Origin of the sequence: Nonomuraea sp. JJY05, assembly GCF_043496855.1 — a bacterium.
Taxonomy (GTDB): Bacteria; Actinomycetota; Actinomycetes; order Streptosporangiales; family Streptosporangiaceae; genus Nonomuraea.
Map to the genome: position 1 here is coordinate 72,901 of NZ_JBIEIS010000003.1, position 26,109 is coordinate 99,009.

Genomic DNA, 26,109 nt, shown 5'->3' on the forward strand with positions numbered 1-26,109 from the left:
TCAAGGTCGTCAAGCGGTAAAGCAGCGTGATAGAAGGCCGCTTGTTTGGGTAGTCGCCTTCCTCAGCGGAGGAGGCGAGCGTTGTGAACGACACCCACAAGCTGGTCAACGACCTCTCCGAGCAATTCTCCAGGCTCGTGAGGGACGAATTCCGCCTGGCGAGGATAGAGCTGGCGGAAAAAGGCAAGCGCGCGGGCTTCGGCGCGGGGCTGTTCGGCGCGGCGGGAATGGCCGCGTTCTTCGGCGGCGCCGCAGTCGTGACCACAGCCATCCTGCTTCTGGCCCTGGTCCTGCCCGCGTGGGCCGCCGCCGCCATCGTGGCGGGCGTGCTCTTCGTCATCGCCGCGCTGCTCGCCCTGATCGGTAAGGGCCAGGTGCGACGCGCCGGGTCGCCGGTCCCGTCGGAGACCCTCGCGAGCGTCAGGGCCGACATCGACATGGTCAAGGAGAGGGCACGGCGATGAGCGAGACAGACCCTGGATACAGCGAGCAACACGCCGGAAACGTCGGCGCCCGCAGGGCGACCGTGGGCACGCCGACCGAACGCGAGTCCATCAACGTGCCTCCGACCAGGCCGGGCGCGGCCGAGAACGCCCGGCGGGCGGAGGAGAAACGTACGGAACACGAGATATTTCTCCCCGAGCCCCCGGTCCCCGACGACCACATCGCGGCCGTGGAGCGTGAGTGGGCCGAGTCGGAATCGCCGCACCACAAGGTCCACGACAGCGACCACCACCACAGCGACCACCACCAGAGTGACCACCACAGCAGCTCCCACCACTCGGCCGAGACGCGCCACTCGTCCGGGACGGGTCAGGGAGTACACCACGAAGAAGGAGGCGACGTGCGCAAGGAAATCGAGGAAACCCGCAGGGAACTGGGCGAGACCGTCGGGGCGCTGGCGGCCAAGGCCGACGTCAAGGCAAGGGCCGCCCACGTGGCCGAGACCGCCAAGGACAGGGCCGCGGACATGGCCGGATCCGTCATGGACAAGGCGTCGGAGGTGGCGGACAAGGTTCGCGAGGGCACGCCCCACCAGGTCAAGGACGCCGCAGGGCGGGCGCGGAAGCGGCCCGTGCTGCTCGTCGCCGTGGCCGGCGCCGTGACCGCCTTCGTCGTCCGCCGCATGATGCTGCGGCGGCACCGCCGCCCCCACCGGTAGAAGGGGACGGGTACGGCCGGCGCCCGCAGGGGCCGATACCCTGCCGTGGTGATTCGTCGAACGATCGCCGCCGCCATGCTCACCCTGCTGGCGGCCGGGTGCGGCGGGGGCTCAGCGGTGAGCGACTTCGGTACGGTGATCAAGGGCGCCAAAGGCACGGCAGTGCCCGTCGAGCTGCGCTCCGGCCAGCGGTTCTCGCTGGCCGTCGCCGACAACCCGTCGGTGGGCGACGAGTGGAGGCTGGTCGCCGTGCCGGACCCCAAGGTCGCCTCGTTCATCAGCGAGGAGCACAAGACCAAGGGCAGCGGCGGGGTCGGGGCCGGGGGCACGACCTACTTCGTGTTCAACAGCAAGCGCCCGGGCACGACGGAGATCAAACTGTACGACTGCTGGCGGTGCGGCCAGTCCACGACGCCACCGGACGAGCAGAGCAGGCAGCAGTCGGGCGAGGCCGTCTTCACCGTGACGGTCAAATAGAGCGCGCCCCGGTTACTGTGGGGATCATGGACTTCCTCCGGGTGCGCGCCTCCTCCGACGGCGCGGAGACCATCTCCTATTGGACCGGCGACGTGTACGGCTGGCAGGACGACGGCGGGCCGCACCACCTGTTCGGGTTCGAGGGGCTCAACGTGGCCAGGGCGGTCGAGGCCGACGGCGGCTGGCAGCTGCTGACCAGGGAGGCCGCCCTCTACCTCGACCCGAGGACGAGGGAGGTGCTCGACACCTGGGACAACCCGTTCACGGAGCGGGCGGTCGAGGTGCAGCACGTCTTCAACGACCCGGTCAACCAGCGGCTCGGCGCCTACCCCGTGCCGACGACTCGCCTGGGCGACCAGGTGGTCTACAACATCGACATCCGCCTGGCCTACCCCTCGCCCCTGAAGGTCGCCGACTACCCCGACAACTCGGCGAACGACACCTACCGGGCGCTGGAGCTGTTCCAGTTCTTCGCCTCGGCCAAGGACCTGGACTCCGGCGTGCCGGACGTGCCGTGCGTGTTCTCGTGGTGCCGGGTCTCGCCGTGGCTGCCGTGGATGGCGATGGGGCAGCGCGCGGGCGGGCTGGTCTACCACTGCAGGGGCGCCAAGGTGGCCGAAGTGCCGCAGCGGCTGCGCGAGCGGGTGGGCGAGCACTTCCTGCACGCCCCCGCCGAGTGGTCGGCGCCCAACGTGACGAGCTGGACGGCCTTCGCCGAGCGGGCACGACAGCTCGGCGGGCAAGGCGGATAAGGTCGGGCGGTGAGCACCGACCTGTTCTGCGAGATCATCGCGGGTGAGCGACCGGCGACCATGGTCCACTCCGACGAGGTCGCGGTCTCGTTCCTGGACGTCCGGCCGGTCTTCAAGGGGCACGTGCTGGTGGTGCCGAGGGTCCACGTGGAGACGCTCGCCGACCTGACCGACGTGGGGCCGTTCTTCGAGCGGGTGCGGGCCATGGCCCGGGCGGTGGAGGAGGGGCTGCAGGTCGCCGGCACGTTCGTGGCCATGAACAACCGCGTCAGCCAGAGCGTGCCCCACCTGCACGTGCACATCGTGCCGCGCAACAAGAAAGACGGGCTGCGCGGCTTCTTCTGGCCGCGCACCAAGTACGACTCCACCGAGGAGGCCGAGTCGTACGCGGAGCTGATCGGCAAAGCCCTGAGCTAGGCTCTGGCGGCGTGGAGTACGTGGTGGGCGTCGCCGTGGTCGCGGTGCTCGTCAGCGTGCCCGCGATCGTGCTCTGGCGGGTCATGCGCGGCCGCCGCGAGCTCGGCACCAGCCCGGCGGAGCGAGCCACGTTCGAGACCCTGCACACCGCCTCGCTGGCCGGGCCGCCGCTGCGGGCCGGGCTGACCGCCGACGGTGCCGAGCGGGCCTCGCGGCACCTGCGCGCGCTGCTCGGCTCGGCCGCGCTGGCCATCACCGACGGCGAGCGGCTGCTCGTGTACGACGGCGCTGGCGAGCACCACGCCGACCAGGCGTTCGAGCACGCGGCGGCCACCCTGAAGGACGGCCGCACCCAGGTGCTGACCATCGACTGCGAGCTGCTCGAATGCCCGATCCGCCAGGCCGTGGTCGTGCCGCTCACCACCGACGACCGCGTCGTGGGCGCCCTGGCCGCCTACGGGCAGGACGCCTCCGCCGGCCTGGTCAGGGCCGCGCAGGAGGTGGCCGGGTGGGTGGACTCGCAACTCGAGCTGGCCGAGCTGGACCGCTCGCGCACGCTGCTCATGGAGGCCGAGGTACGCGCGCTGCGGGCGCAGATCTCCCCGCACTTCATCTACAACTCGCTCACCACGATCGCCTCCTTCGTCCGCACCGACCCGGAGCGGGCCAGGGAGCTGCTGCTGGAGTTCGCCGACTTCACCCGCTACTCCTTCCGCCGGCACGGCGAGTTCACCACGCTCGCCGAGGAGCTGCGCTCGATCGACCGCTACCTGATCCTGGAGCGGGCCAGGTTCGGCGACCAGCTCCAGGTGACGCTCCGGATCGCGCCCGAGGTGCTGCCGGTCGCGGTGCCGTTCCTGTGCCTGCAGCCGCTCGTCGAGAACGCCGTCAGGCACGGCCTGGAGAGCCGCAACGGCGTCGGCCGCATCACGATCATCGCCGAGGACGCCGGGGCGGAGTGCCGCATCAGCGTCGAGGACGACGGGCTCGGCATGGACCCCGACCGGCTGCGCCGCATCCTCGCAGGTGACATCCCCGCCTCGGGCGGCGTCGGGCTGGCGAACGTGGACGAGCGGCTGCGCCAGGTCTACGGCGACGAGTACGGTCTCGTGGTCGAGACCGCCCAGGGAGCGGGCACCAAGGTCAACGTCAGGTTGCCGAAATATCACCCAGGCGTCTCTACCCGTTGACCTCGATCTTTCTTGTCGGTTTTATCACTGTCTATGGCGCAACTACGGGTGCTCGCGGTCGACGACGAGCTGCCTGCCCTCGAAGACCTGTCGTACCTGCTGCGTGCCGACCCCCGCATCGGCGAGGTGGCCACGGCCAGGGACGGCGCGGCGGCGCTGCGGCTGCTCGACCGGGCCATCGCCGACGGCCGGCCGATCGACGCGGTGTTCCTCGACATCCGGATGCGCGGGCTCGACGGGGTGGTGCTCGGGCGGCTGCTGTCGCAGTTCGCGAACCCGCCCCGGGTGGTGTTCGTGACGGCGTACGAGGAGCACGCCGTGGACGCGTTCGAGATCAAGGCCGAGGACTACCTGCTCAAGCCGGTACGCCCGGAGCGGCTGGCGGAGGCGATCCGGCGGGTGGCGGTCTCGGCCGACGTGCCCGTGGAGTCGGGGGAGACCGACACGATCCCGGTCGAACTGGGCGGGGTGACGCGGTTCGTGTCCAGCGCCGACGTGATCTACGTCGAGGCGCACGGGGACTACGCGCGGCTGCACACGGCGACGGGCAGCCATCTGGTGCGCATCCCGCTGGCCACCCTGGAGGAGCGGTGGGCCTCGGCCGGGTTCGTCCGCGTGCACCGGAGCCATCTGGTGGCGGTCAAGCACATCGAGGAGCTGCACATCGACTCGGGCAAGTGCACGGTGCGGGTCGGGGACACCGAGCTGCCGGTCAGCCGCCGCCACACGCGCGAGCTGCGCGACCTGCTGGTGCGCAGAGCCAGGAAGGCGAGGTCGTGATGAGCGCGATCCTGGGAGGCCCGGCCGGGAAGGCGGCGCCGAGATGAGCCCCGAACCACGTCCCGCGCGCCGGGTGGCCGTGATGAGCCCGCGTACGGCCGCCGCCCGCCGCCCCCGTTACCCGGCGACCCGGGAGATCGACGAGCAGACCCGGCTCGGCGAGGTCTACATGCGCTCGTTCCTGCGCACCCAGTTCCGGCTGGCGCTGTTCGTCTGCACGGTGCTGGGGTGCGTGGTCGGCGGGCTGCCGCTGCTGTTCCTGCTCATCCCCGAGCTGCGCTCGGTGCACCTGCTCGGGATCCCGCTCCCGTGGGCGGTGCTCGCCGGGCTCATCTACCCCGCCTTCGTCATCGGCGCCTGGCTGTACGTGCGCCAGGCCGAGCGCAACGAGCGCCACTTCGCCGAACTGGTCGAACGCCGATGAGCCTTACAGCGGTGCTGATCGTGGTGGTGGCGGCCGTGCTGATCGGGGCGTTCGGGATCAGGGTCTCCCGCACCACCTCCGACTTCTACGTCGCCTCCCGCACGGTCAGCCCGCTCTGGAACGCCTCGGCCATCGGCGGCGAGTACCTGTCGGCGGCCTCGTTCCTGGGCATCGCCGGGCTCATCCTGTCGTTCGGCGTGGACATGCTCTGGCTGCCCGTCGGCTGGACCGGCGGCTACCTGGTGCTGCTCGTGCTGGTGTCGGCGCCGCTGCGGCGCTCGGGCGCGTACACGCTGCCGGACTTCGCCGAGGCCCGACTGGAGTCGATGGCCGTGCGCCGCACCGCGAGCGTGCTCGTGGTGCTGATCGGCTGGCTCTACCTGATGCCGCAGTTCCAGAGCGCGGGCCTGGTGCTGCGCGAGATCACCGGCACGCCCGTGTGGGTGGGCGGCCTGCTGGTCGCGGTCGTCGTGGCGGTGAACGTGCTGTCCGGCGGCATGCGGTCGATCACGTTCGTGCAGGCGTTCCAGTACTGGCTCAAGCTGACGGCGCTGGCCCTGCCGCTGGTGATCCTGCTGATGGCGTGGAAGGCCGACGGCGCGCCCTCGGTCAGCCCGCAGGACGCGGCCACCTGGCAGGTGCCGCTGGCCGGGGGCAAGGAGTACGGGCTGTACTCGACGTACTCGCTGATCCTGGCCACCTTCCTCGGCACCATGGGGCTGCCGCACGTGCTGGTGCGCTTCTACACCAACCCGGACGGCCGGGCCGCGCGCCGCACGACGCTGGTGGTGCTGTCGCTGCTCGGGGCCTTCTACCTGATGCCCGCCGTGTACGGCTGGCTCGGCCGCCTGTACGCGCCCGACCTGGTCCGCACGGACACGGTCGTGCTGACGCTGCCCGGGCGGATGGTCGGCGGCACGGTGGGCGACCTGCTGACGGCGCTGGTGACGGCGGGGGCGTTCGCCGCGTTCCTGTCCACCTCGTCGGGGCTGACCGTGTCCGTGGCGGGGGTGATCGCGCAGGACCTGCTCAAGGGCAGCGTGCGCTCGTTCAGGATCGCCACGCTGATGGCGGTCGCGGTGCCGCTGGCCCTGGCGCTGTGGGCGCGGGCGCTGCCCGTGGCGGACGTGGTGGGGCTGGCGTTCGCGGTGGCGGCCTCGTCGTTCTGCCCGCTGCTCGTGCTGGGCATCTGGTGGCGCCGCCTGTCGACCGTGGGGGCGCTGGCCGGCTTGTTCGTGGGCGGCGGGCTGGCCTGCGCGGCCGTGCTCGTCACGATCGTCGCCGGTCCGTACGACGGGCCCGCCGGGGCTCTACTGGGCCAGCCGGCGGCGTGGACGGTGCCGATCGCGTTCGCGGTGATGGTGTCGGTGTCCTTCCTGACCCCGCACCGGGTGCCGCCCGGGGTCGCCAGGACCATGGTCAGGCTGCACACCCCGGAGGACCTCGACCTCGACCGCGGCGACTGGCGCCCCCGCTCGTCGTGATCCGCCGACGATCAGGGCAGGTGCGCCTCCTTGATCCGGCCTCGCTGGAAGGTGTGTTCGGTGCCGCAGTCGTGGCAGTAGCCGGACACCGTGCCGCGGGTGAGCTCGATGTCCTCCATGTAATGCTCACGCCGCTGCCAGACGATGACGATCGGCTCGCCGGTGACGGAGGCCACGGAAAGGGCCTCGGCGGGCGTGCCGGGCTCGCCGCCCTGGAGGATCGCGGTGGCGTCCCATGCCGGGTCGGGCTCCACGGGCAGGCGGTGGCGCTGGGGCGGCTCCGCCTTGATGGTGCCGTCCGGGGCCACGGCGACCGGGGCGTGGCCGCCCTGCCGCAGCAGCTGAAGGGTCTCGTCGGGAGGCAGGGCGCTGAGGGCCACCGTGGGGGCGATGGCGCGCAGCGCCAGCTTGCGCAGGGCCCTGGTCCCGCACAGCTCGGTGATGAGCGCCGGGTCCTCCGCGGTCACCACGGCGGCGGCGGAGGTGACGCGGACGGCGCCGTGCCTGCGGGCGACGTCGGTGACGAGGTAACGCAGCGGCTGGGGGACGGCCTTGGCGGCGACGCGGGCCAGCTCCTCCAGCAGGCCGTCGGCCGTCGTCCCCGCGTCCAGCGCCCGGCGCACGCTCTTGTTCGAGAAGCGCCACACGCTGGCCCGGTCGCGTGACTCCAGGTCGGCGCAGCCGTTCAGGAACGCGGTCAGCTGCGGCGCGGGCACCCCCGACACGATCGCGGTCAGGTCGTTCTGCAGGGTCACGGTGTGGGTGGGCGTGGGGAAGCGGCCGGCCACGCCGGCGCCGTCGAGGTGGGCGCGGCCCAGCTCGGTCAGCGCTCCCTCATGGACCATCCCGAGCAGCTCGCCCTCGCGCAGGGCGGCGGCCACGAACGCGGTGGCGGCCGGCGCGAACTCCTTGACCGCCCGCGTCCGCCAGTCCACCGCCGGGAGCAACCCCTCAGGGCTCGATCCCCGCCCGGGAGGCAGCGTCTGCAGGACGCGCAGCGCGGCCCGCCGGATCTCGCCGGCCCCGCACTCGAACTGGTACGGCGGCGCCTGCGGCGTCATGTGCTCCTCGCAGCAGCCCGTCACCCGGAACGTGGCCGCCTGCGGCATCGCCAGCCAGGACTCCACCAGCGCCTGCCATCGCGAGGCCGGGTCCAGGCCCAGCCACTCATCGGCCAGCGTGGTGCCCGCCAGCCTCTCGCCCGCCTCGGAGGCGATCAGGTCGGTGCCGAAGGCGAGGTCGAGCCAGAGCACGACTGCCTTCTCGGGAACGTCGAGCGCCTTGGCCAGGCGCTTCAGCTCCCGCGCCCCCACCCCGCCCGCCTTCAGCTCGGCGATGGGCTGCGTCCCCGTCAGCTCGATCAGCGCCTCCACCTGGTCGACGGCGGCCAACGCGGAGGCGAGCCCGTCCGGGTGCCCGGTGACCTCCACGGACGGCACGTCCGGCTGGCCCGTGAGCTCCGGCTTCCAGCCCTCGCCGCGCAGCGCGAGCGCGACCTCCATGGGCATCTCGTACTCCCAGCCGTCCCGCACCACGAACCCGGCCTCGGCCAGGCGCGTGATCGGATGGCCGGCATCGCCGGAGCCGTACCAGACGGCGTGCTGGAAGACCGGCTGCCCGTCCGCCATCGACTCCAGCAGCGCCGCCGCCTCGCGCGGCAACGCGGCGGCGCGGGCGCGGACGGCCTCGCCGTCGCGCACGATTTCGCCCGCCTGGGCGAGCAGCTCCGACTTGCGGCCCTTGGGCCTGCCGCCCAAGCCCTTGACCACGGACTTCAGATCCTCGGCGGTCAGCTCGCGCAACGGCCGGCCCAGCCCGAACGGATTCGCCCACAGGCCCTGCCGGTGCGGCGAGGTCACGGTGCTCCCGTTCAGCGTCACGAGCCCCCACGCGGCCAGGGTCTCGATCGTCTCGCCGAGCCGGTCGCCGGGGTCGTGGAGCAGCTCGGCCAGCGCCGCGCGGCTCGCCTCGCCGCCCAGGATCTGCAGCGCCTGGCTGACGAGGTGGCAGTCGGCGTCGAGCGCCAGCAGGGCGGGCACGGCCAGCTCCGGCGCCGCGAGCAGGCGTTCGAGCGCCTCGGCGGAGGGGACGGCGGCCAGCTCCGGCCGGTTGCGAAGGAGGCGGGCCAGGTCGGCGGCGGGAAGAGGCACAACTCGACCCTAGCGAGACGAACACCGCTCACGCATGGTGTTCAGAACGGCGGCAGCTCGCCCGAGCCTCTGGCCACCAGCTCGACCGGGACCTTGACGCGGCGGGGCGACGGCGACGGGTTCAGCAGGAGGTCCACCGCGCTGCGGGCCAGGCGGGCCGTGTCGTAGCGGACCACCGTCACCCCCGGGTTGAACACGTCGGCCAGGGCGAAGTCGTCGAAGCCCACGTACGCGGGCCGCTCCGCACGTTCCCGCAGCGCCTGCAGGATGCCGATCGCGGCGCGGTTGTTGGTGGCGAAGAAGGCCGTCGGCGGGTCGGGGAGGTCCAGGAGCCGGTTCACCTCGTGGGAGACCCGCCACGGGTCGAAGAGCCCGCGGACCGCCAGCGCGTCGTCGGCCGTCAGCCCGGCCGCGCGCAGGGCCGCGCGGTAGCCGGTGGCGCGGTCGTGCACCGAGCTGATGCCCTCGTCGTCCGAGACCAGCGCGATCCGGCGGTGGCCGCGGGCCAGCAGGTGCTCGGTCGCGGCCCGGCCGCCCCGCACGTCGTCCAGCAGCACCACGTCCGCCGACTCCAGGCCCGGGGGCACGCGGTCCACGAACACCGTGGTGAGCGAGGCGTGCTCGGCCAGCCACGAGTGGTCGGCCGCCGAGGGGACGACGATCAGGGAGTCCACGCCCCGCGCGTACATGGACTCGATGAGCATGCGCTCCTTGTCGGCGCTCTCCTCGTACGAGCCGAACACCACCAGCGCCTCGTGCCGGGCCGCGGCGGACTCCACGGCGGCGGCCAGGCGGGAGTAGAACTCGTTGGAGATGTTCTCCATCACCAGCCCGAGCGTCAGCATGGTCGCGCCCCTGGCCAGCCGGGCGGCGGCCTCGTTGCGGCGGTAGCCGAGCGCGCTGATGGCCGCCTGCACGCGCTCCTGCAGCGAGGCCCTGACGTGCGGCTCCTGGTTGACCACGCGGGAGACGGTCTTGAGGCTCACCCCCGCGTGCCTGGCTACGTCGGCCATGGTGGGCTTGCGGGCGCCCGGGGTCTCGCCCCGCGAGGCCGTCCGGTCACCCAGATCCCTGGCTGTCATAGTCTGCCCCCATGGATGACGAATGGATCTGTGGCCGGTTGGGCGAGGACGAGCCCTGGGCGTTGGGCGCGGTCAACCCGCCGGTGTTCGAGAACTCGCTGTTCACGTTCAGGACCGCGCAGGAGCTGGGCGAGGCGATCAGGAACGAGGACGAGAGGTACGTCTACTGGCGGGGGACCAACCCGACGGTCGATCTCGCTCAGCGTAAGCTCGCCGCGCTCGAGCGGGGAGAGCGTGCCAAGTGTTTCGGGTCGGGAATGGGGGCCATCTCGGCGACCATCTCCTCGCTCGTCAAGGCCGGGGATCACGTGCTGGTGCTGGGCGCAGTGTACGGGCCCACCACCCAGTTCCTGCGTTACCTGGAGAAGTTCGGGGTCACGCATACGCACGTGAACGACCTCGCGGAGTGTGACAGCGCTATCAGGGCGAGCACCCGTCTACTCTACTTCGAGTCCCCCTCCTACATGGCCTACGCCGTGGTGGACATCACCGAAGTCACGGCGTGGGCGCGGGAGCGCGGGCTGGTGAGCGTGATGGACAACACCTGGTCCACGCCGATCTTCCAGAAGCCGCTGACCATGGGCGTGGATCTCGTCGTGCACTCGCTGTCGAAGTACATCGGCGGGCACAGCGACCTCGTGGGCGGCGTCGTGGTGGGCCCCTCCCGGCTGATCAGGCCGCTGGCGCTGACCGAGTACCAGCTCTACGGGGCCGCCATGTCGCCGCACGACGCGGCCAAGGTGATCAAGGGGCTGCGCACGCTGCCCGTGCGGATGGCCGCGCACCAGGAGCGGGGGCTGGCCGTGGCCGAGTTCCTGACCGGACATCCGGCCGTGCGGGCGGTGAACCACCCCGGGCTGCCGTCCCATCCGGGGCACGACCTCGCGAAGCGGCAGATGTCGGGGTTCTCCAGCCTGTTCAGCCTCGTGCTGGACACGGAGTCGCGCCAGGAGGTCAGCCTTTTCCTCGATAAGTTGCGACATTTCAGGATTGGGGTTTCTTGGGGTGGTTTCGAGAGCTTGGTGAACGCGCCTGCCCTGTCCACCGAGGAAAGCGTGCGGGCCACCATGGGCATCCCGGTGGGCCTCGTGCGGCTCTCGGTCGGCCTGGAGCCCGCGGACACGTTGATCAAGGATCTCGGTCTAGCGCTGGAGGGGGTCGGTCGCCTAGCGTGACTGACAGCGCTGTCTGAAGCTGGAGGCTCAGCATGAGAACCCCCCTCCTGGCGGCCGCGGCCGCCGCCACGCTCTTGCTCGCGGGCTGCGGCTCCGGCTCGTCGTCCCCGGTAGAGGTACGGCTCCGCATGATCGAGAGCCTGACCAGTCCCGAACGCACCAAGCTCATCAAAACGCTGCTGAAGGACTTCGAGAAGGCCAACCCGGGCATCAAGGTGGAGCTGATCTCGCCGCCACTCGACAGCGCCGACCAGAAGATCACCCAGATCCTGCAGACCAAGAAGGACCTGGACGTGCTGGAAGTACGTGACCACACGGCCAAGTCCTTCTCCAACAACGGCTGGCTGGCCGAGCTGCCCACCACGGAGTGGCCCGGCTGGTCGGACCTGACCGAGCTGGCCCAGAAGAAGGCCGTCGAGGTCGGCGGCAAGGCATACCTGATCCCGTACGGCTTCTACGAGCGCACGATCTTCTTCCGTACGGACTGGGGCATGACGCAGCCGCCGGCCACCTGGCAGGAGCTCTACGAGGCCGGCAAGAAGATGACCTCGGGCGACCGGTTCGGCTACTCGTTCCGGGGCGGCAAGGGCGGGGCCGACTACGCGGTCATGATGATCAGCGCGTACAACGGCGAAGCCCTGAATCCCGAAAAATCGTTCTATCTCAAGGACAAGCGGACGATCTTCTCCACGCCCGAGGCCGCCCAGGCCATGGACCTCTACGTGAAGATCTTCAAGGAGGCGTCGCCGCCCGACTCCGTCTCCTGGGGCTACCCCGAGATGGTCCAGGGCTTCACCTCGGGAGTCACCGGCATGCTCATCCAGGACCCCGAAGTGATCAAGACGGTCCAGGACAGCGGCATGACGGCCTGGTCGACGGCCCCGATCCCCAAGGGCCCGTCGGGATACGCCTTCCAGCCCGTCGGCTACGCCGGCTGGGGCGCCACCTCGTTCACCACGCACCCGAAGGAGGCGGTCAAGCTGGTCCAGTTCCTGTCGGAGGCCAAGCAGAGCATCGCCTTCGCCAAGGGCAACTCGCTCATCCCGATCTCCAAGCAGGCCCAGAGCGACCCGCAGTTCTCGCAGGGCGCGTGGAAGGCGTACCTGCAGGCCCAGCAGGACCCCAAGCAGGTGATCACGATCAGGCCCGTCGACTACCCGGGCTGGAGCCAGTTCCTCGTGGACTCCGACCGTGACGTCCAGGCCCTGATCACCGGCAAGAAGACCACGGCCGAGGTGCTCAAGTCGTGGGACGCCTTCTGGACGGACCAGGCCAAGAAGGTCTCATGAGGCTCTTCACCGCCCGCCGGGCCAGGTTCATCGCCCTGTGCCTGCTGCCCGGCGTGGTCTTCGTGGCCCTGTTCACGTACTACCCGATGATCCGCGGCACGGTCATCGCCTTCCAGCGCTACAACCTGTTCGACATCACCTCTACGCCCTTCGTCGGCCTGGAGAACTTCCGGGCCGTCCTGTCGGAGGAGCGGTTCTGGACGGCGCTGCGGAACACCGGCACGTGGGTGGTGGTCTCGCTCTTCTTCCAGTTCTTCCTTGGCTTCGGGCTGGCGCTGCTGCTGCGCCGGCACTTCCGCGGCCGGGGCCTCTACCAGGCGTGGGTGTTCTTCCCCTGGGCCATGTCGGGGTTCCTGATCGGGCTGCTGTGGCGGTGGATGTTCAACGGGCAGTTCGGCGTGATCAACGACCTGCTGCTCAAGACCGGCCTCATCGACCAGCGCATCGGCTTCCTGGCCACCCCCGGGTGGGCGATGACGTCGGTGATCGTGGCCAACATCTGGTACGGCGTCACGTTCTTCGCCATCATGATCATGGCGGCGCTGCAGTCGGTGCCGAAGGAGCTGTACGAGGCCGCGGACGTGGACGGGGCGTCGCGGCTGCGGCAGTTCTGGCACGTGACGCTGCCGCACATCCGGCCCACGCTCGCCCTCATCGTGCTGCTGCGGATCATCTGGATCCTCAACTTCCCCGACCTCATCTACTCGATGACCGGCGGCGGCCCGGCCGGCGGCACCGACATCATCACGACCTTCCTCATCCAGCAGGTCATCGGCGGCGACTACGGCCGGGCGGGCGCGGTGGGCCTGCTCATCCTGGGCCTGCTGCTGTCCTTCAGCGTCTTCTACCTGAACGCGACGAGATTCGAGAAATCCCGATGAGACGTGTCGCGACCGCTGCCAAGGTCGTCGTGCTGGGCGCCTGGCTGCTGATCACCCTCTTCCCCCTCTACTGGATCGTCGTCACCTCGCTCAAGCCCAAGCCCGAGATCTTCTCGATGCCGCTCAGGTACTGGCCGGGCAACGTGACGTTCGAGCACTACGCGGACCTGTTCTCGTTCGCCGACTTCGGCGCGTACCTGCTGAACAGCCTGCTCGTCTCCCTCGTCGCGGCCGGTGTGGTGACCGCGATCGGCGTGCTGGGCGGCTACACCCTCGCCCGCTTCGCCTTCCCCGGCCGGGGCGCGCTGATGCTGGCGTTCCTGGTCACGCAGATGATCCCGCTGTTCATCGCGCTCGGCCCGCTCTACCTGCTGATGTCCGACCTCGACCTGCTCAACCGGCTGGCCGGGCTGATGCTGGTGTACGTGGCCATGCTCGTGCCGTTCTCCACGATCATCATGCGCGGCTTCTACGAGCGGGTGCCGGTCGCGCTGGAGGAGGCCGCCCAGGTGGACGGCGCCTCGCGGCTGGTGGCCATGGTCCGGGTGGTCATCCCGGTCATGCTGCCGGGCATCGCGGCCACGTTCATCTTCGCGTTCGTGCAGTGCTGGAACGAGCTGTTCCTGGCGATCACGTTCATCGACAGCGAGGACGCCAAGACCATCCCGGTCGCCATGAACTCCTTCATCACCCAGTACGACATCGACTGGGGCTCCATGGCCGCGGCCACCGTGATCTCGGTGCTGCCGACCCTCGTCCTGTTCGCCGCCATCCGCCGTTACATCGTCGAAGGGCTCACCGCGGGCGCCGTTAAGGGGTGATGCATCGGATGAATTTCGGCTGACCGCCCTTGACTAAGGTCATCTTGCGTGTCATACAGGCGAAAGACCCGATGTCTCGTCTGTGAGGTCCCGCATGACACCCCCCTCTCACGATCCGACCCGCCGTGCCGTGCTCGGCGGCTTAGGTCTCGCCCTCGTCCCCGCCGCCCCGGCGCTCGCGGAAAGCGGGCACGCCGGACCGGCCCCGGGCTGGCAACTACGGCAGCGCGTGCGCTGGGCCGAGTTCATGAAGGGCCAGGACCTGCTCTGGGGCAAGCTGCCCAGGTCCTGGCACGAGGGCCCGTTCCTGGGCGACGGCCTGCTGGGCAGCATGGTCTACCAGGAGCCCGGCCAGAACAAGATCCGCTTCACCGTCCAGCACGGCCGCGTCCAGGATCACCGGCCCCAGTTCGGCAGCGGCTGGGGCACCTGCCGCCTGCCCGTCGGCCACGTCACCCTCGACCCGGTCGGCACGATCACGGCCGTCGACTGGCGGCTCAGCCTGTGGGACGCCGAGGTCACCGGCACCGTCACCACGGACAAGGGCACGCTGTCCTTCTCCGCGTTCATCCACGACGAGCTCCTCGTCGCCAAGGCGGAGGTCGACGGCGAGGAGCAGGTCCGCTGGACGTTCCATCCCGAGGAGGCCGTCAGCCCCCGATCCGTCTCCGAGGCCCCGCCCAGCGGCTACACGCCCAACCCGCCGTGGACCACCGCGACCGCGGGCGACGTCGAGCAGGTGCTCCAGCCGCTCACCGGCGGCGGGCAGACCGCCACCGCCTACCGCGTCAAGGACGGGACGCTCCTGGTCACCGTGGGCCACAGCTTCCCGTCCGCGACCGAGGCCCAGGAGAGCTCGCTCGCCAGGATCCGGAACGCGCCGCCGTACGGGATCATGAAGAAGCGGCACCGCGACTGGTGGCACGACTTCTACGGCAAGAGCTTCGTCTCCCTGCCCGACCAGCGGCTGCAGAGCTTCTACTGGATCCAGCTCTACAAGGTCGCCGCCGCCGGCCGGACGGGCGGGCCTGTCATGGCCACCACCGGCCCCTGGCTGGAGTCCACCCCGTGGCCGGCGGTGTGGTGGAACCTCAACGTGCAGCTCGAGTACTGGCTCATCCACGGCTCCAACCACCTGGAGCTCGACTCGCTCACCAGCACGCTCGACCGCAACCGCGACCAGCTCGTCGCCAACGTGCCCGCCGCCTACCGCGCCGACTCGGCCGGGGTGGGGCGCAGCTCCGACATGTTCGCCAACCGGAGCGTCGGCACGCCCGGCTCGGGCGCCGAGGTGGGCGACCTCACGTGGGCGCTGCACAACGTGTGGCTGACCTACCGGCACACCATGGACGACAGGCTGCTGCGCGACACGGTCTTCCCGCTGCTGCGGCGGGCGATCAACTACTACCTGCACTTCCTGACCGCGGGCGCGGACGGCAGGCTGCACCTGCCCAGCACGCTCTCACCCGAATACCCCGTCACTCCGCCCCAGGACACCAACTACGACCTGGCGCTGATCCGGTGGGGCTGCCGGACGCTGATCGAGTCGGCCGAGCGGCTCGGGATCGACGACCCGCTCAAGGCGAGGTGGCGGGAGGTGCTGGCCACGCTCGTGGACTATCCGGCCGACGCCAACGGCTTCATGATCGGCGCGAACACGCCGTACGCGCAGTCGCACCGCCACTACTCCCACCTCCTCATGATCTACCCCCTCTATCTGGTCAACTGGGACCAGCCGGAGCAGCGCGAGCTGATCGAGAAGTCGGTCGCCCACTGGCAGTCGCTGACGAGCGCGCACCGCGGCTACAGCTACACCGGCGCGGCCTCGCTCTACGCCATGATGGGCCGGGGCGACACCGCGCTGTCCTACCTGGACCGGTTCTTCGACCCGGCCGGCCGCTACCCGTGCACGGCCAACACCCACTACGCCGAGGCCGGGCCGGTCATCGAGACGCCGCTGTCGGCCGCCCAGTCCCTGCACGACATGCTCTGCCAGAGCTGGGGCGGGATCGTCCGCGTCTTCCCGGCCGTGCCCGCCTCGTGGGCGGACGTCGCGATCCACGACTTCCGGACCCAGGGCGCGTTCCTGGTCTCGGCCGTGCGCAAGGGCGGTCGCACCTCGTTCGTCCGGGTCAGGAGCCTGGCCGGGGCGCCGCTCAGGCTCAAGCACGGGCTCGACGGGCCGGTCACGGCCGTGCTGTCCGACGGCCGTCCCGCTCCGGTCAAGGACCTGGGCGAGGGCGTCGTGGAGATCGCCCTGGGCAGGGGGAGCGAGGTGCTCGTCCACACGGGCGCGCGGCCCGACCCGGTCATCGGACCTGTGCCGGTGAGCAAGCCCGGGAACGCCTGGGGGCTGCCGCCGGTCCCGCCTCCCGGGCGCACCACGCCGGTGGACCTGTCGGCGTACTTCGGCAACGACGGCGTCTCCACGCACGAGGCGATGACGGACGGCGACTTCGACGGGTCCGGCTACACCTATCCTGCCGAGGAGCTGCCGCCCGCCGGGCCGCTCGTCCACGAGGGCCTGAGTTTCGTCTTCCCCGCGTACGGGGACGGCGCCGCCGACAACGTCGTCGGCCAGGGGCAGACGATCGCCGTGCCGTCCGGGAAGTACGCCAAGGTCCGGCTGCTGGGCGCGGCCGGCTCCGGGGCCGTCACCTCGACGCTGACCGCCGCGTACGCCGACGGGACCACCGCGCAGGTGCCGTTCGTCCTGCCCGACTGGGGCGGCCGGCCCGGGGCGGGGTCCACGGAGGTGCTCCGCTGCACCCACCGCCACGGCCGCACGGGCGTCAACTCGCTGCGGGTCGGGCTGTTCGAGGCGCAGGCGGCGCTCGACCCGGCCAGGGAGCTGCGCTCGCTCACCCTGCCCGCGCTCACCCGGCCCCAGCTCCACCTGTTCGCGCTCTCCCTCGAAGAACCCCGATGAAAGGGGCGATCAACCGCTCGTCGCACGCAACAGACCTTTCACCGCAACCCATCCCCAACTAATCGCCGGACCCCAGCGACTCGCCGAACAACGTCACCAGGGGCCTCCACGACGGGTAGGTTGCGCTCTTACGTTGGGCGTGATCCGCATCACAGTGGAGGTCTCGTGACTACTAAAGAACATGACGCATCGGTCTATGAGGAAGTTCAGGAGAGCAGTGAGTTCCAGGATCTGAAACGGCGATTCCGCGCCTGGACGTTCCCGATGACCGTGGCGTTCCTCGCGTGGTACCTGCTCTACGTGGTGCTGTCCGGATGGGCGCGCGGCTTCATGGGGATCAAGCTGCTCGGCGAGATCAACGTCGGCCTCGTCTTCGGTTTGCTGCAGTTCGTCTCCACGTTCCTCATCGCGTGGGCGTACGCCAGGCATGCCGAGAAGAAGCTCGACCCGATCGCCGACAAGCTCCGCCACGAGGTTGAGGAGAAGACCAAGTGAGCTCCCACACCCTGGGGATGATCCTCTTCCTCACCTTCGTCGCCGCCACGCTGGGGATCACGTTCTGGGCGAGCCGGCAGACCAAGACGGCCGCCGACTACTACGCCGGCGGGCGCTCGTTCACCGGCGTGCAGAACGGGCTGGCCATCGGCGGCGACTACATGTCGGCGGCCTCCTTCCTCGGCATCGCCGGCATCATCGCGCTGTCCGGCTACGACGGGTTCCTGTACTCGATCGGGTTCCTGGTGGCATGGCTGGTCGCGCTGCTGCTGGTCGCCGAGCTGATGCGGAACTCGGGCAAGTTCACCATGGCCGACGTGCTGGCCTTCCGGATGAGCCCGCGTCCCGTGCGCACGGCGGCGGGCGTGTCCACCATCGTGGTCAGCATCTTCTACCTGCTGGCCCAGATGGTCGGCGCGGGCGCGCTGGTCGGCCTGCTGCTCGGCATCACCTCCCCGGCGGGCAAGGCGTGGACCATCGTCGGCGTGGGTGCGCTGATGATCGTCTACGTGGTCTTCGGCGGCATGAAGGGCACCACCTGGGTGCAGATCGTCAAGGCCGTGCTGCTGATGGGCGGCGCCGCGCTGGTGACGCTGCTGGTGCTGGGCAAGTACGGCTTCAACCTGTCGGCCCTGCTCGGCCAGGCCGCCACCACCAGCGGCCCCAAGGCGAACCCGGGCAACTTCCTGATCCCCGGGCTGAAGTACGGCACGGAGGCCCAGGGGCTGGCCGGCAAGATCGACCTCATCAGCCTGGGTCTGGCGCTGGTGCTCGGCACCGCGGGCCTGCCGCACATCCTCATCCGCTTCTACACCGTCCCCACCGCCAAGGACGCCCGCAAGTCGGTCCTGTGGGGCATCGGCATCATCGGCGTGTTCTACCTGCTGACCCTCGTCCTCGGCTTCGGCGCCGCGGCCCTGGTCGGCAAGACCGCGATCGTCGCCGGTGACGCGGCGGGCAACACGGCCGCGCCGATGCTGGCCGAACGCATCGGCCAGGAGATCTTCGGCTCGGTCGGCGGCACGATCCTGCTGGCGCTCATCGGAGCCGTCGCCTTCGCCACGATCCTCGCCGTCGTGGCGGGCCTCACGCTGGCCTCCTCCTCCAGCTTCTCGCACGACCTGTACGCGCACGTCTTCAAGCGCGGCCAGGCCAGCGAGCGCCAGGAGGTCGTGGTGGCGCGCGTCTCCGCCCTGGTCATCGGCGCCATCGCGATCGGCCTGGGCATCCTGGCCCAGGGCCAGAACGTGGCCTTCCTGGTCGCCCTGGCCTTCGCCGTCGCGGCCTCGGCCAACCTGCCCGCGATCCTCTACAGCCTGTTCTGGAAGCGGTTCAACACGACGGGCGCGGTCTCGGCCATCTACGGCGGCCTGATCTCGGCCCTGGTCCTGGTCATCTTCTCGCCGGTGGTCTCGGCGCCGCCGCCCCCGGCCGGCGTCAAGCCGAGCGCGCTGATCGTCGGCGTGGACTTCCACTGGTTCCCGCTGAGCAACCCCGGCATCCTGTCGATCCCGATCGGCTTCCTGTGCGGGTGGCTCGGCACGATCCTCAGCAAGGAGTACAACGCGGCGAAGTACGCCGAGATGGAGGTCCGCTCCCTCACCGGCGTCGGCGCGGAGAAGGCCACCCAGCACTGACGTTCCCCCCTGAAGGCGCCTCCCCCTGCCCCCGAAGGCGCCTGCACCCGAGGGCCCGGTCTCCCGCGAGGCCGGGCCCTTCGCCGTGCCGCCTGCCCTCAGGCGGGCGCCCGGCGCCCGACCAGCTACAGCAGGGCGCCCACCAGCAGCGACGCGAGCGCGATCCCGCCGACCAGCCAGAACCACATCCCGTACGCGATCTCGGCGCCGAACAGCGTGACCTTGCCCGCGTCGGCTGACGCGCCAGAGCAGGTCACCTCCATGGCGGGCCAGCCCGCGCCCTGCAGGAACAGCTCCCGCATCACCTCGCTGCTCAGGCGGTGACGAGCACGCGAGATGGCTGCCTTGTCCGGGATATGCCAGCCTTGCCAGCCGTGACCGTCCCGCCGGGTGCCCTCGGCGAGCTTGCGCAGCACGTCGCAGTAGGGATCGGGGGTTCGGTATCCGGATCGCGCAGAAGGCCGCTCACTTACCGGATAGTCCGGCATTCCAGCTCTCCGTATGGTCCATAACAGGAGACCGAGAGACACAAGCAGCAGGAGGTAAAGTGCGGAAGATCGTTCTCGCTCTAGCCGCGGCATTAGCGTTCACCGGCGCTGGACTCGCGCTCACCGCCGCACCAGCGAGCGCCGAGAACCGCGATTATTCGACACTCGCCGCCCTTGACTTCCACCATTCGGTGGACGGCGGAGGCGCGACCACGGATAGCGGAAAGGTTTGCTGGTAGCAGCATAGAAGCTCTTCTAGTGTGGATCAGCGGCGTCCACGACCCGGAGAGCGTGCCCACCACGCCCACGAGCGACGCCAGCGCCCCCATGACGGAGGCCGCCCAGAACACCGCGGGCGAGGCCAGTCGCCGCGCCTCGAACTGGTCGCGGTAACGGGGCAGGATGATCAGCACGTCCACGAACAGCACCACGATCGACAGGCACCAGATCACGGTGACCGCGGCCTGCAGGACGTTGTAGACCTCGGTCTGCGCATCAGCGGGCGTGGCCGAGGCGAACGGCACCACCACCAACGCCGCCACCGTGAAGACCCCGGCCAGCACGGTCTGGATCCAGACCGCCACGTCCGGCACCTTCTGCGCGTTGACGTGGCTGACCGCCTTCGGCAGCCGCCGGTCCAGTCCGGACACGAAGATCAGCCGGGCGAAGGAGTCGTAGACGACGGTGATGATGAAGGACATGGCCGACAGCACGAGCGCGACCAGCCCGCCCGCCCAGTCGCCCCGCCCTGTCCCCACGGCTTCGGCCACGGCCGTGATGTTCGCCGCCTCCCCGGCGGGCACCGACACCATCACGGCCCAGGTGGCGATCAGGTAGGCGACCATGACGGCCAGCGACCCCCACAGCAGGTAGCGGGTCACGGCCCGCTCCTGCCTGATCTCCACCTTCATGTTCAGCGGCACCTCGACGCCCAGCAGCGCCAGCACGGCCAGGCCGAAGAAGCTCCAGTTCGCGAAGTTGGGCCCGTGCTCGGCCGACGGGCTCCACGCCGCGGCCCGCCATGGCCGACGACGAGGACCCGCGGCCCGACCCGGGCGCTCCCTCCGGCGTGACGGCCGCAGGTGGCTCCCCGTGCGGGGCGAGCCGCACTACAGCCAAGCGCCGGCGGGACACCCTGCGCCTTTCCCCGCGCTCGGGGAGCTGTCCGTGCCGGCCCAGGGCGGGCTGATCCTGCTGCTCGCGGCCGTGCTGGCGGTCCTGCGCTTCCGGCTGACGCAGAACGTGGTGAACGTCATCTTCCTGGCGTACGGGCTGGCGATCCTGCTGATGTTCGCGGCCGGGATCGCGCACCTGGCCCAGGGCCACCCGGCGGCCACGAACCCGTGGGACTTCGGGTCCCGGGATCGTGATCATGACGGTCGGCGCGGTCGTCCTACCGGTGTTCGTGGCCCGGCGGGTCGCCGCCTGAGCAGCCGGAGCGCCAGCAGGGTCAGCCAGGCCCAACCGATGATCACCGCCACGCGCTGGAAGAGCCCGCCGTGGGCGACCAGCGCCGGGTTCTGGCTGAAGGCGACCGTGGCCAGCGCCATCGCCACCGTGAACCCGGCCCCGCTGGCGACCGAGTACGCCGCCCACCCGAGTTCCCGGTCCCGCGCGAACCCGACCCCGAAGGCCACGCAGGCCGCGATCAGCGCCACGAATCCCGCCAGCGAGAGGTAGTCGTGCAACGCCGCGTGCGCGCTGCCGTACTCGGCCGGCAGATCGGGAGTGCCCGGCGGATAGCCGCTGACCGGATCGGCGGTGAACACCCCGGCGCAGATCAGGCCGGCCCCCCAGACCCCCACCAGGACCGGGCCCCAGACCCTTCGCAGCGCCCGCCGCAGCCCGGCGGCGAAGGCGAGCGTCAGGAGCCCGGCCACCACGAAGCTGACCGCCTGCACCCAGCCGCCCGGCCCGAGCGCGAGCGAGCTGACCGGGTGGCGCAGCGGGTCGTAGTGCGGGCGGAGGGCGCCCTGGACGAGGAACGCGATGACGAACAGCGGCCCGGCGGCCACCCCGCACAGCAGCAGCCGCCTGGGCGTCGGGTCGCCGGGCCCCGCGATGGGGGCGGGGCCGGCAGGTGTGAGAGTTCGCATGCTTGTCAAGCTAGACTGACAAACGCATGGCTGTCAATCCAGCCTGACAAGGAGGCTCATCCGAAGAAGCCGACCACGCGGCTGATGCGGTCGCCCGCGAACTCCACGACGTCGTAGCCGGTGGCCACCGGCGTGTCCGAGCCCGGCGCGCCGAGCCGCCAGGTGAACAGAGCCGTGTCGTGATGGGCGCCGATCAGCGTGCCCAGGGTGAACACCAGGTCGCCGAAGTTCTCCTGGGCGCGGCCGATCGCCTCGGAGAGCTCGGCGTGCCCGCGCAGCCCGGCGTAGTCGGGGTCGGAGTAGACGGAGTCGTCGGTGAGCACGGTCTTGATCAGGAGGTCCCGGGCGGCGGCGTCGCGCTCGTTCCAGACGTCCAGGTACTTGCCGATGAGGTCGTCGATCATGACGTGATTCCTTCCGTGGTTCGGTTCGGTTCGAGTGCCAGGGCGGCGAGGCCGCCCAGACCGGTGGCGGCCGCGGCGGCCCAGCCGGCCGCGTGCAGACCGCCCAACAGGTCGGAGGAGGCGGTGGCGACGGCGACGAAGACGGCCAGCCCCATCGCGCCGCCGACCTCCTTGGCCGTGCTGGCCAGGCCCGACGCGACGCCCTGCGCCTCCGGCGCGACCCCGGCCCCGGCCGCCGCGAACAGGGCGACGAAGGCCACGCCGCCGAAGAATCCCCACACGAGGCTGCCCGGCATCAGCGTCCAGAAGCCGCCGCCCGCGGGCATGCCCGCGGTCAGCACGGCGATCCCTGCTCCGGCGCCGAGCATGCCGACGCTGAGCGTCGTACGGACGCCCCACCGGCCGAGCATCACCGGGGCGGCCTTCAGCGCGGCGGCCATGCAGACGAGGGTGAGCGGCAGGAAAGTCAGCCCCGCCTCCAGGGCGCTGTAGCCGAGGACCGGCTGCAGGTAGGTGGTGAGCACGTAGTAGGCGCCGCCCAGCGTGCCCTGGAACACGGCGATCACCACCATCGTGGTGGCCGGGCCGCGCCGCCGGACCAGCCGCAGCGGGATCAGCGGATCCCGGCCCCGCGCCTCGACCAGGACCAGCAGCCCCAGCAGCGCCAGGCCCGCGACCAGCGACCCGGCGCCGCGTGCCGATCCCCATCCGGCCTCCGGCCCGCTCGCCAGGCCGAACACCACCAGCGTCGATCCCGCCGTCGCCAGCAGCGCGCCCGGCACGTCGAACCCGCGCAGCCCGGACGCGGGACGGCCGTCGGAGGGGAGCAGCCGGGGTGCGGCGAGGACGGCGCCGACGGCCAGCGGGACGTTCACGAAGAACACCCACTCCCAGCCCAGGGCGCTGGTGAGCACGCCGCCCAGCAGCGACCCGGCGGCCAGCCCGGCGCTGCCGGCCATGCCCCAGGCGCCCAGCGCCCGGTTGCGCGCGGGCCCCTCCTCGAACCCCCGGTAGATCAGGGCGAGCGTGGCCGGGGTGAGCAGCGCCCCGCCGACGCCCTGGACGGCGCGGGCGGCGATCAGCACCCCGGAGCCGGGGGCCAGCCCGCCGGCCAGCGAGGCCACGCCGTACAGCGCCAGTCCGAGCATGAACGTGCGCCGGGCGCCGAGCTTGTCCACCGCCCGGCCGCCGAGCAGCAGCAGCCCGCCGAGCCCGATGGCGTAAGCGCTCACCACCCACTGCACGGATCGCGCGCTGAAGCCCAGCGCCGCCCCGATGTCGGGCAGCGCCACGTAAACGATGTTGTAGTCAAGAGCCACGATGAGCTGGGTGAACGCCAAGAGCGCCAGCCTGGGCCCGGAACGGCCCACGTCGGTCGGCGCGCGAGAAGCGGCAAGCGTCACTCCGGAATCCCCTCTTCTTACACGGCGAAGACTTTCTACACGCCGTTCAATTTACACACGGGGAACAGTAGCCAAACGCTGTAGACTGTCAAGCGTGGGTGATCAGACGACGATGAGCAGGCGCGAGCGGCTGCGCGCGGAGACCACGGCGGAGATCAAGGAGATCGCGCTCAAGCTCATGGCGGCCGGCGGTCCCGACGCCATCTCGCTGCGTGCCATCGCCCGCGACATGGGCATGACGGCCGGCGCGATCTACAGCTACTTCGCCACCCGCGACGACCTGGTCACCACGCTCATCGGCGACCTCTACACGGCCCTGGTGGACAGGGCGGAGGCCGCCCGCGACGCCGTTCCCGCCGCCGACCCGGGCGGCCGCGTCCTGGCCTGGGCGCAGACCGTACGCGAGTGGGCCCTGGTCAACCCGCAGGGCTTCCGCCTCATCTACGGCGACCCGGTCCCCGGCTACCAGCCCCCCGAGGACGGCCCGGCGAAGGAGGCCGAACATCGGGCGTGCCGGGGGCTCACGGGCCTGGTCGCGGCGGCCTGGACCGGCCCCGGCCCCGGCGCCTACACCTGGTCCGACTTCGACCCCGGCCTGGCGGCGGACATCCAGGCCACGTTCCCGGACCTGCCGCCGGACGCGGTCGCGCTCACGCTACGGGTGTGGGGCCGCATGCACGGCCTGGTCGCCCTGGAGATCTACGGCCACCTGCGCACGCTCATGAGCGACCCGGCCGCGATCTACCGCGACGAGATGATCGCCCTGATCACGTCCCTCGGCCTGACCCCACCGGCCTGACCCCACCGGCCTCCGGGGAGGAATTGCCGTGGTGCCGGGAGGACGGGGGCGGCGATGATGAGCGCATGGCGAACAGGCGGCACGTCATCTCCTGGGCCGGCGCGCTCGCGTCCGGCGTGGTGTTCCTCGCGTTGGGCGTGCTGTTCTTCCGTACGGGGCTGGACAACGCCGACAAACTGGCCAGCGTGATCGGAGCGTTCGTCGGGGTGGCCGGTTTCGGGGGCTCGGTGTACGGGCTCGTCCTGGCTCGCCGGTCCCTCGATTCGACGTCTCCTGCCGTTCCCGGAGAAGCGGCGGCGCCGCAGCCCCTGCCGGAAGCCGCACGGTTACGGGTGCCGGCCGGGCTGGCGGCGCTGCCCCGCCCCGCGCCGCGCGTGTTCGTCGGGCGCGAGCAGGAGCTGGCCGGGCTGCAGAGCGCGTTCGACGACCCAGCACGGCTGACCGTCCAGGTCGTGTGCGGGCTCGGCGGGGTCGGCAAGAGCCAGCTGGCACTTCAGTACGCTGACAGGAATCGCGGCCACTACTCCCTCATCTGGTGGATCGACGCCGCGACCCCGGAGACGCTGCAGAACGGCGTGGCCGACCTGGCCCGCGGCATCGCGTCCGGCACCGCGTCGTCCGCCGCGAGCCGGGCCACCAACGAGGAGGCGGTCACCTGGGCCATGGCCTGGCTGGCGGCCCATCCTGGGTGGCTGCTCGTGTTCGACGACATCGTCGAGGCGGCCTCGCTGCGGCCCTATCTGGGGCGACTGCACGGCGGGCACGTCCTGGTCACCACCCGGCGGACCGTCGGCTGGCACGACCTGTGCACCCCGATCACCCTGAACGTCCTGTCCCGGCAGGCGGCCGTTTCCCTGCTGGCTGAGCTCACGGGCTCCCCGGATTCGGAAGGGCTGGACGCTCTGGCCGGTGAACTGGGGGACCTGCCGCTGGCCTTGGCCCAGGCAGGCGCCTACATCGCCCACACCCCCGGCATCGGCGTACGCCGCTACCGCGACCTGCTGCGGGCCTCGCCGACGCGCATGTACGCCGCCGCCCCGGCCGGCGGCGATCCTGAACGGCTCGTGGCCAGGGCATGGGCGGTCACCCGTGCCCGGATGGAGGAGATCGGCCCGCTGGCCATCGACCTGCTCGACCTGCTGGCCTGCTTCGCCCCTGACGACCTGCCGCGCGACGTGCTGGTCCGCGCGGTGGACGCCGACGAACTGGACACGGCCGAAGCGCTGGGGGTGCTGGCCTCGTTCAGCATGGTCGATCTCGTCGATGACGGCGTCTCGGTGCACCGGCTCGTACAGGCGGTCACGCTGCACCAACTCGACGACCCGCGGCGGGCCGAGCTACGGGCGCGGGCCGCGGCGGCGCTGGAGGGCTGCCTGCCCGCTCGTCCCGCGGACCCTGCCGTACGGCCCGCCTACGCCCGCCTGCTGCCGCACGTCGTGATCCTGCTGGAGGGGCGGCAGGCACGCGATCGCCTCGCGGAGCTCATCCCGCTCTTCGAACGCGCCTGGGGGCAGGAGCACCCCAATGAGACCCTGCTCGCCAGGGAACTGCATGCCGACTTCACCGGCCGGGTGGGCGACCCGGCCGCAGCCGCCCGGCTCCTGGCCGACCTGCTCCCGGTCCGCGAGCGCGCCTCAGGCGCCGACCACCCCCTCACCCGCGCCGCCCGCGCGGCTCTCGCCCACTGGTCGGCCGAGAGCGCATCGCCCTGAACCCGCCACCAGCGCGGGCGAACGCAAGGTAACCATCACGTCACTGATCACTGATCCCTGTT

25 protein-coding genes are annotated in these 26,109 nt (G+C 71.0%); 18 read left to right on the top strand and 7 right to left on the bottom strand.

All coding sequences use genetic code 11. The features are described 5' to 3' along the window. Positions 1 to 83: 83 nt before the first annotated feature. The 9 genes from ACFKCF_RS04450 to ACFKCF_RS04490 are packed head-to-tail and all read left to right on the top strand — an operon-like array spanning position 84 to position 6,686. Positions 84 to 464: a phage holin family protein gene (locus tag ACFKCF_RS04450; RefSeq protein ID WP_394490872.1), complete on the top strand. Its 381-nt coding sequence runs from the start codon at positions 84 to 86 to the stop codon at positions 462 to 464. Further along, positions 461 to 1,162, top strand: coding sequence for a DUF3618 domain-containing protein (locus ACFKCF_RS04455; protein WP_394490874.1), 702 nt, complete (start codon positions 461 to 463; stop codon positions 1,160 to 1,162). Before ACFKCF_RS04450 ends, ACFKCF_RS04455 begins: the two co-directional genes overlap by 4 nt. 48 nt (positions 1,163 to 1,210) lie before the next feature. Further along, positions 1,211 to 1,639 carry a protease inhibitor I42 family protein gene (locus tag ACFKCF_RS04460; RefSeq protein WP_394490875.1) on the top strand — a complete coding sequence of 143 codons (429 nt, stop codon included), beginning with the start codon at positions 1,211 to 1,213 and terminating at the stop codon, positions 1,637 to 1,639. A gap of 26 nt (positions 1,640 to 1,665) precedes the next feature. Beyond that, the gene (locus tag ACFKCF_RS04465) at positions 1,666 to 2,391 is read left to right on the top strand and encodes a DUF1838 family protein (RefSeq protein ID WP_394490877.1); all 726 of its coding nucleotides are present in this window, start codon (positions 1,666 to 1,668) and stop codon (positions 2,389 to 2,391) included. 9 nt (positions 2,392 to 2,400) lie between these two features. Continuing rightward, the gene (locus tag ACFKCF_RS04470) at positions 2,401 to 2,808 is read left to right on the top strand and encodes an HIT family protein (protein ID WP_394490879.1); all 408 of its coding nucleotides are present in this window, start codon (positions 2,401 to 2,403) and stop codon (positions 2,806 to 2,808) included. An 11-nt stretch (positions 2,809 to 2,819) separates the two neighbouring features. Beyond that, on the top strand, positions 2,820 to 3,998 hold the full coding sequence (locus ACFKCF_RS04475) for a histidine kinase (RefSeq protein ID WP_394490881.1): 1,179 nt from the start codon (positions 2,820 to 2,822) through the stop codon (positions 3,996 to 3,998). Between the two features lie 33 nt (positions 3,999 to 4,031). Beyond that, on the top strand, positions 4,032 to 4,778 hold the full coding sequence (locus ACFKCF_RS04480) for a LytR/AlgR family response regulator transcription factor (RefSeq protein ID WP_394490883.1): 747 nt from the start codon (positions 4,032 to 4,034) through the stop codon (positions 4,776 to 4,778). 43 nt (positions 4,779 to 4,821) lie between these two features. Further along, positions 4,822 to 5,202: a hypothetical protein gene (locus ACFKCF_RS04485; protein ID WP_394490885.1), complete on the top strand. Its 381-nt coding sequence runs from the start codon at positions 4,822 to 4,824 to the stop codon at positions 5,200 to 5,202. Next, entirely contained in the window at positions 5,199 to 6,686 is a 1,488-nt protein-coding gene (locus ACFKCF_RS04490) for a cation acetate symporter (RefSeq protein ID WP_394490887.1), read from the top strand. The genes ACFKCF_RS04485 and ACFKCF_RS04490 overlap by 4 nt, the downstream gene beginning before the upstream one ends. Before the next feature lie 11 nt (positions 6,687 to 6,697). Here the strand turns inward: ACFKCF_RS04490 and ACFKCF_RS04495 are convergent, their stop codons facing one another. After that, positions 6,698 to 8,836: a helicase-associated domain-containing protein gene (locus ACFKCF_RS04495; protein WP_394490889.1), complete on the bottom strand. Its 2,139-nt coding sequence runs from the start codon at positions 8,834 to 8,836 to the stop codon at positions 6,698 to 6,700. Positions 8,837 to 8,877: 41 nt separating this feature from the next. Then, positions 8,878 to 9,918 carry a LacI family DNA-binding transcriptional regulator gene (locus tag ACFKCF_RS04500; RefSeq protein WP_394490891.1) on the bottom strand — a complete coding sequence of 347 codons (1,041 nt, stop codon included), beginning with the start codon at positions 9,916 to 9,918 and terminating at the stop codon, positions 8,878 to 8,880. An 11-nt stretch (positions 9,919 to 9,929) separates the two neighbouring features. On the opposite strand from ACFKCF_RS04500, the gene ACFKCF_RS04505 reads away from it, so the two are divergent. The 7 genes from ACFKCF_RS04505 (at position 9,930) to ACFKCF_RS04535 (ending at position 19,145) form a co-directional block, all read left to right on the top strand. Continuing rightward, positions 9,930 to 11,093, top strand: a complete 1,164-nt coding sequence (locus ACFKCF_RS04505) for a trans-sulfuration enzyme family protein (protein ID WP_394490893.1) — start codon at positions 9,930 to 9,932, stop codon at positions 11,091 to 11,093. 32 nt (positions 11,094 to 11,125) lie between these two features. After that, a complete protein-coding gene (locus ACFKCF_RS04510) occupies positions 11,126 to 12,382 on the top strand; it encodes an ABC transporter substrate-binding protein (RefSeq protein ID WP_394490895.1) in 1,257 nt (418 codons plus the stop codon). Continuing rightward, complete coding sequence (locus ACFKCF_RS04515) at positions 12,379 to 13,263, top strand: carbohydrate ABC transporter permease (RefSeq protein ID WP_394490897.1); 885 nt, start codon at positions 12,379 to 12,381, stop codon at positions 13,261 to 13,263. Before ACFKCF_RS04510 ends, ACFKCF_RS04515 begins: the two co-directional genes overlap by 4 nt. Beyond that, complete coding sequence (locus ACFKCF_RS04520; protein WP_394490899.1) at positions 13,260 to 14,084, top strand: carbohydrate ABC transporter permease; 825 nt, start codon at positions 13,260 to 13,262, stop codon at positions 14,082 to 14,084. The genes ACFKCF_RS04515 and ACFKCF_RS04520 overlap by 4 nt, the downstream gene beginning before the upstream one ends. 94 nt (positions 14,085 to 14,178) lie before the next feature. Beyond that, positions 14,179 to 17,013: a glycosyl hydrolase family 95 catalytic domain-containing protein gene (locus ACFKCF_RS04525; RefSeq protein WP_394490901.1), complete on the top strand. Its 2,835-nt coding sequence runs from the start codon at positions 14,179 to 14,181 to the stop codon at positions 17,011 to 17,013. Between the two features lie 165 nt (positions 17,014 to 17,178). Further along, positions 17,179 to 17,508 carry a DUF485 domain-containing protein gene (locus tag ACFKCF_RS04530; RefSeq protein ID WP_350722185.1) on the top strand — a complete coding sequence of 110 codons (330 nt, stop codon included), beginning with the start codon at positions 17,179 to 17,181 and terminating at the stop codon, positions 17,506 to 17,508. A gap of 17 nt (positions 17,509 to 17,525) precedes the next feature. Continuing rightward, on the top strand, positions 17,526 to 19,145 hold the full coding sequence (locus ACFKCF_RS04535; RefSeq protein WP_394491468.1) for a cation acetate symporter: 1,620 nt from the start codon (positions 17,526 to 17,528) through the stop codon (positions 19,143 to 19,145). Positions 19,146 to 19,270: 125 nt separating this feature from the next. On the opposite strand, the gene ACFKCF_RS04540 is transcribed toward ACFKCF_RS04535, so the two are convergent. From ACFKCF_RS04540 to ACFKCF_RS04560, 5 genes are all read right to left on the bottom strand, one after another. Further along, positions 19,271 to 19,633 carry a transposase domain-containing protein gene (locus ACFKCF_RS04540; protein ID WP_394490903.1) on the bottom strand — a complete coding sequence of 121 codons (363 nt, stop codon included), beginning with the start codon at positions 19,631 to 19,633 and terminating at the stop codon, positions 19,271 to 19,273. Positions 19,634 to 19,725: 92 nt separating this feature from the next. After that, on the bottom strand, positions 19,726 to 20,580 hold the full coding sequence (locus tag ACFKCF_RS04545; RefSeq protein WP_394490905.1) for a hypothetical protein: 855 nt from the start codon (positions 20,578 to 20,580) through the stop codon (positions 19,726 to 19,728). A 423-nt stretch (positions 20,581 to 21,003) separates the two neighbouring features. After that, complete coding sequence (locus tag ACFKCF_RS04550; RefSeq protein ID WP_394490907.1) at positions 21,004 to 21,729, bottom strand: DUF998 domain-containing protein; 726 nt, start codon at positions 21,727 to 21,729, stop codon at positions 21,004 to 21,006. Between the two features lie 56 nt (positions 21,730 to 21,785). After that, positions 21,786 to 22,133, bottom strand: a complete 348-nt coding sequence (locus ACFKCF_RS04555; protein ID WP_394490909.1) for a nuclear transport factor 2 family protein — start codon at positions 22,131 to 22,133, stop codon at positions 21,786 to 21,788. Beyond that, entirely contained in the window at positions 22,130 to 23,473 is a 1,344-nt protein-coding gene (locus ACFKCF_RS04560) for an MFS transporter (RefSeq protein ID WP_394490911.1), read from the bottom strand. Before ACFKCF_RS04560 ends, ACFKCF_RS04555 begins: the two co-directional genes overlap by 4 nt. A gap of 157 nt (positions 23,474 to 23,630) precedes the next feature. On the opposite strand from ACFKCF_RS04560, the gene ACFKCF_RS04565 reads away from it, so the two are divergent. Both ACFKCF_RS04565 and ACFKCF_RS04570 read left to right on the top strand, forming a co-directional pair. Then, positions 23,631 to 24,335: a TetR/AcrR family transcriptional regulator gene (locus ACFKCF_RS04565; RefSeq protein WP_394490913.1), complete on the top strand. Its 705-nt coding sequence runs from the start codon at positions 23,631 to 23,633 to the stop codon at positions 24,333 to 24,335. Positions 24,336 to 24,400: 65 nt separating this feature from the next. After that, positions 24,401 to 26,047 (top strand): NB-ARC domain-containing protein, encoded by a 1,647-nt coding sequence (locus ACFKCF_RS04570; RefSeq protein ID WP_394490915.1) that lies wholly within the window; start codon positions 24,401 to 24,403, stop codon positions 26,045 to 26,047. Positions 26,048 to 26,109 lie beyond the last annotated feature (62 nt).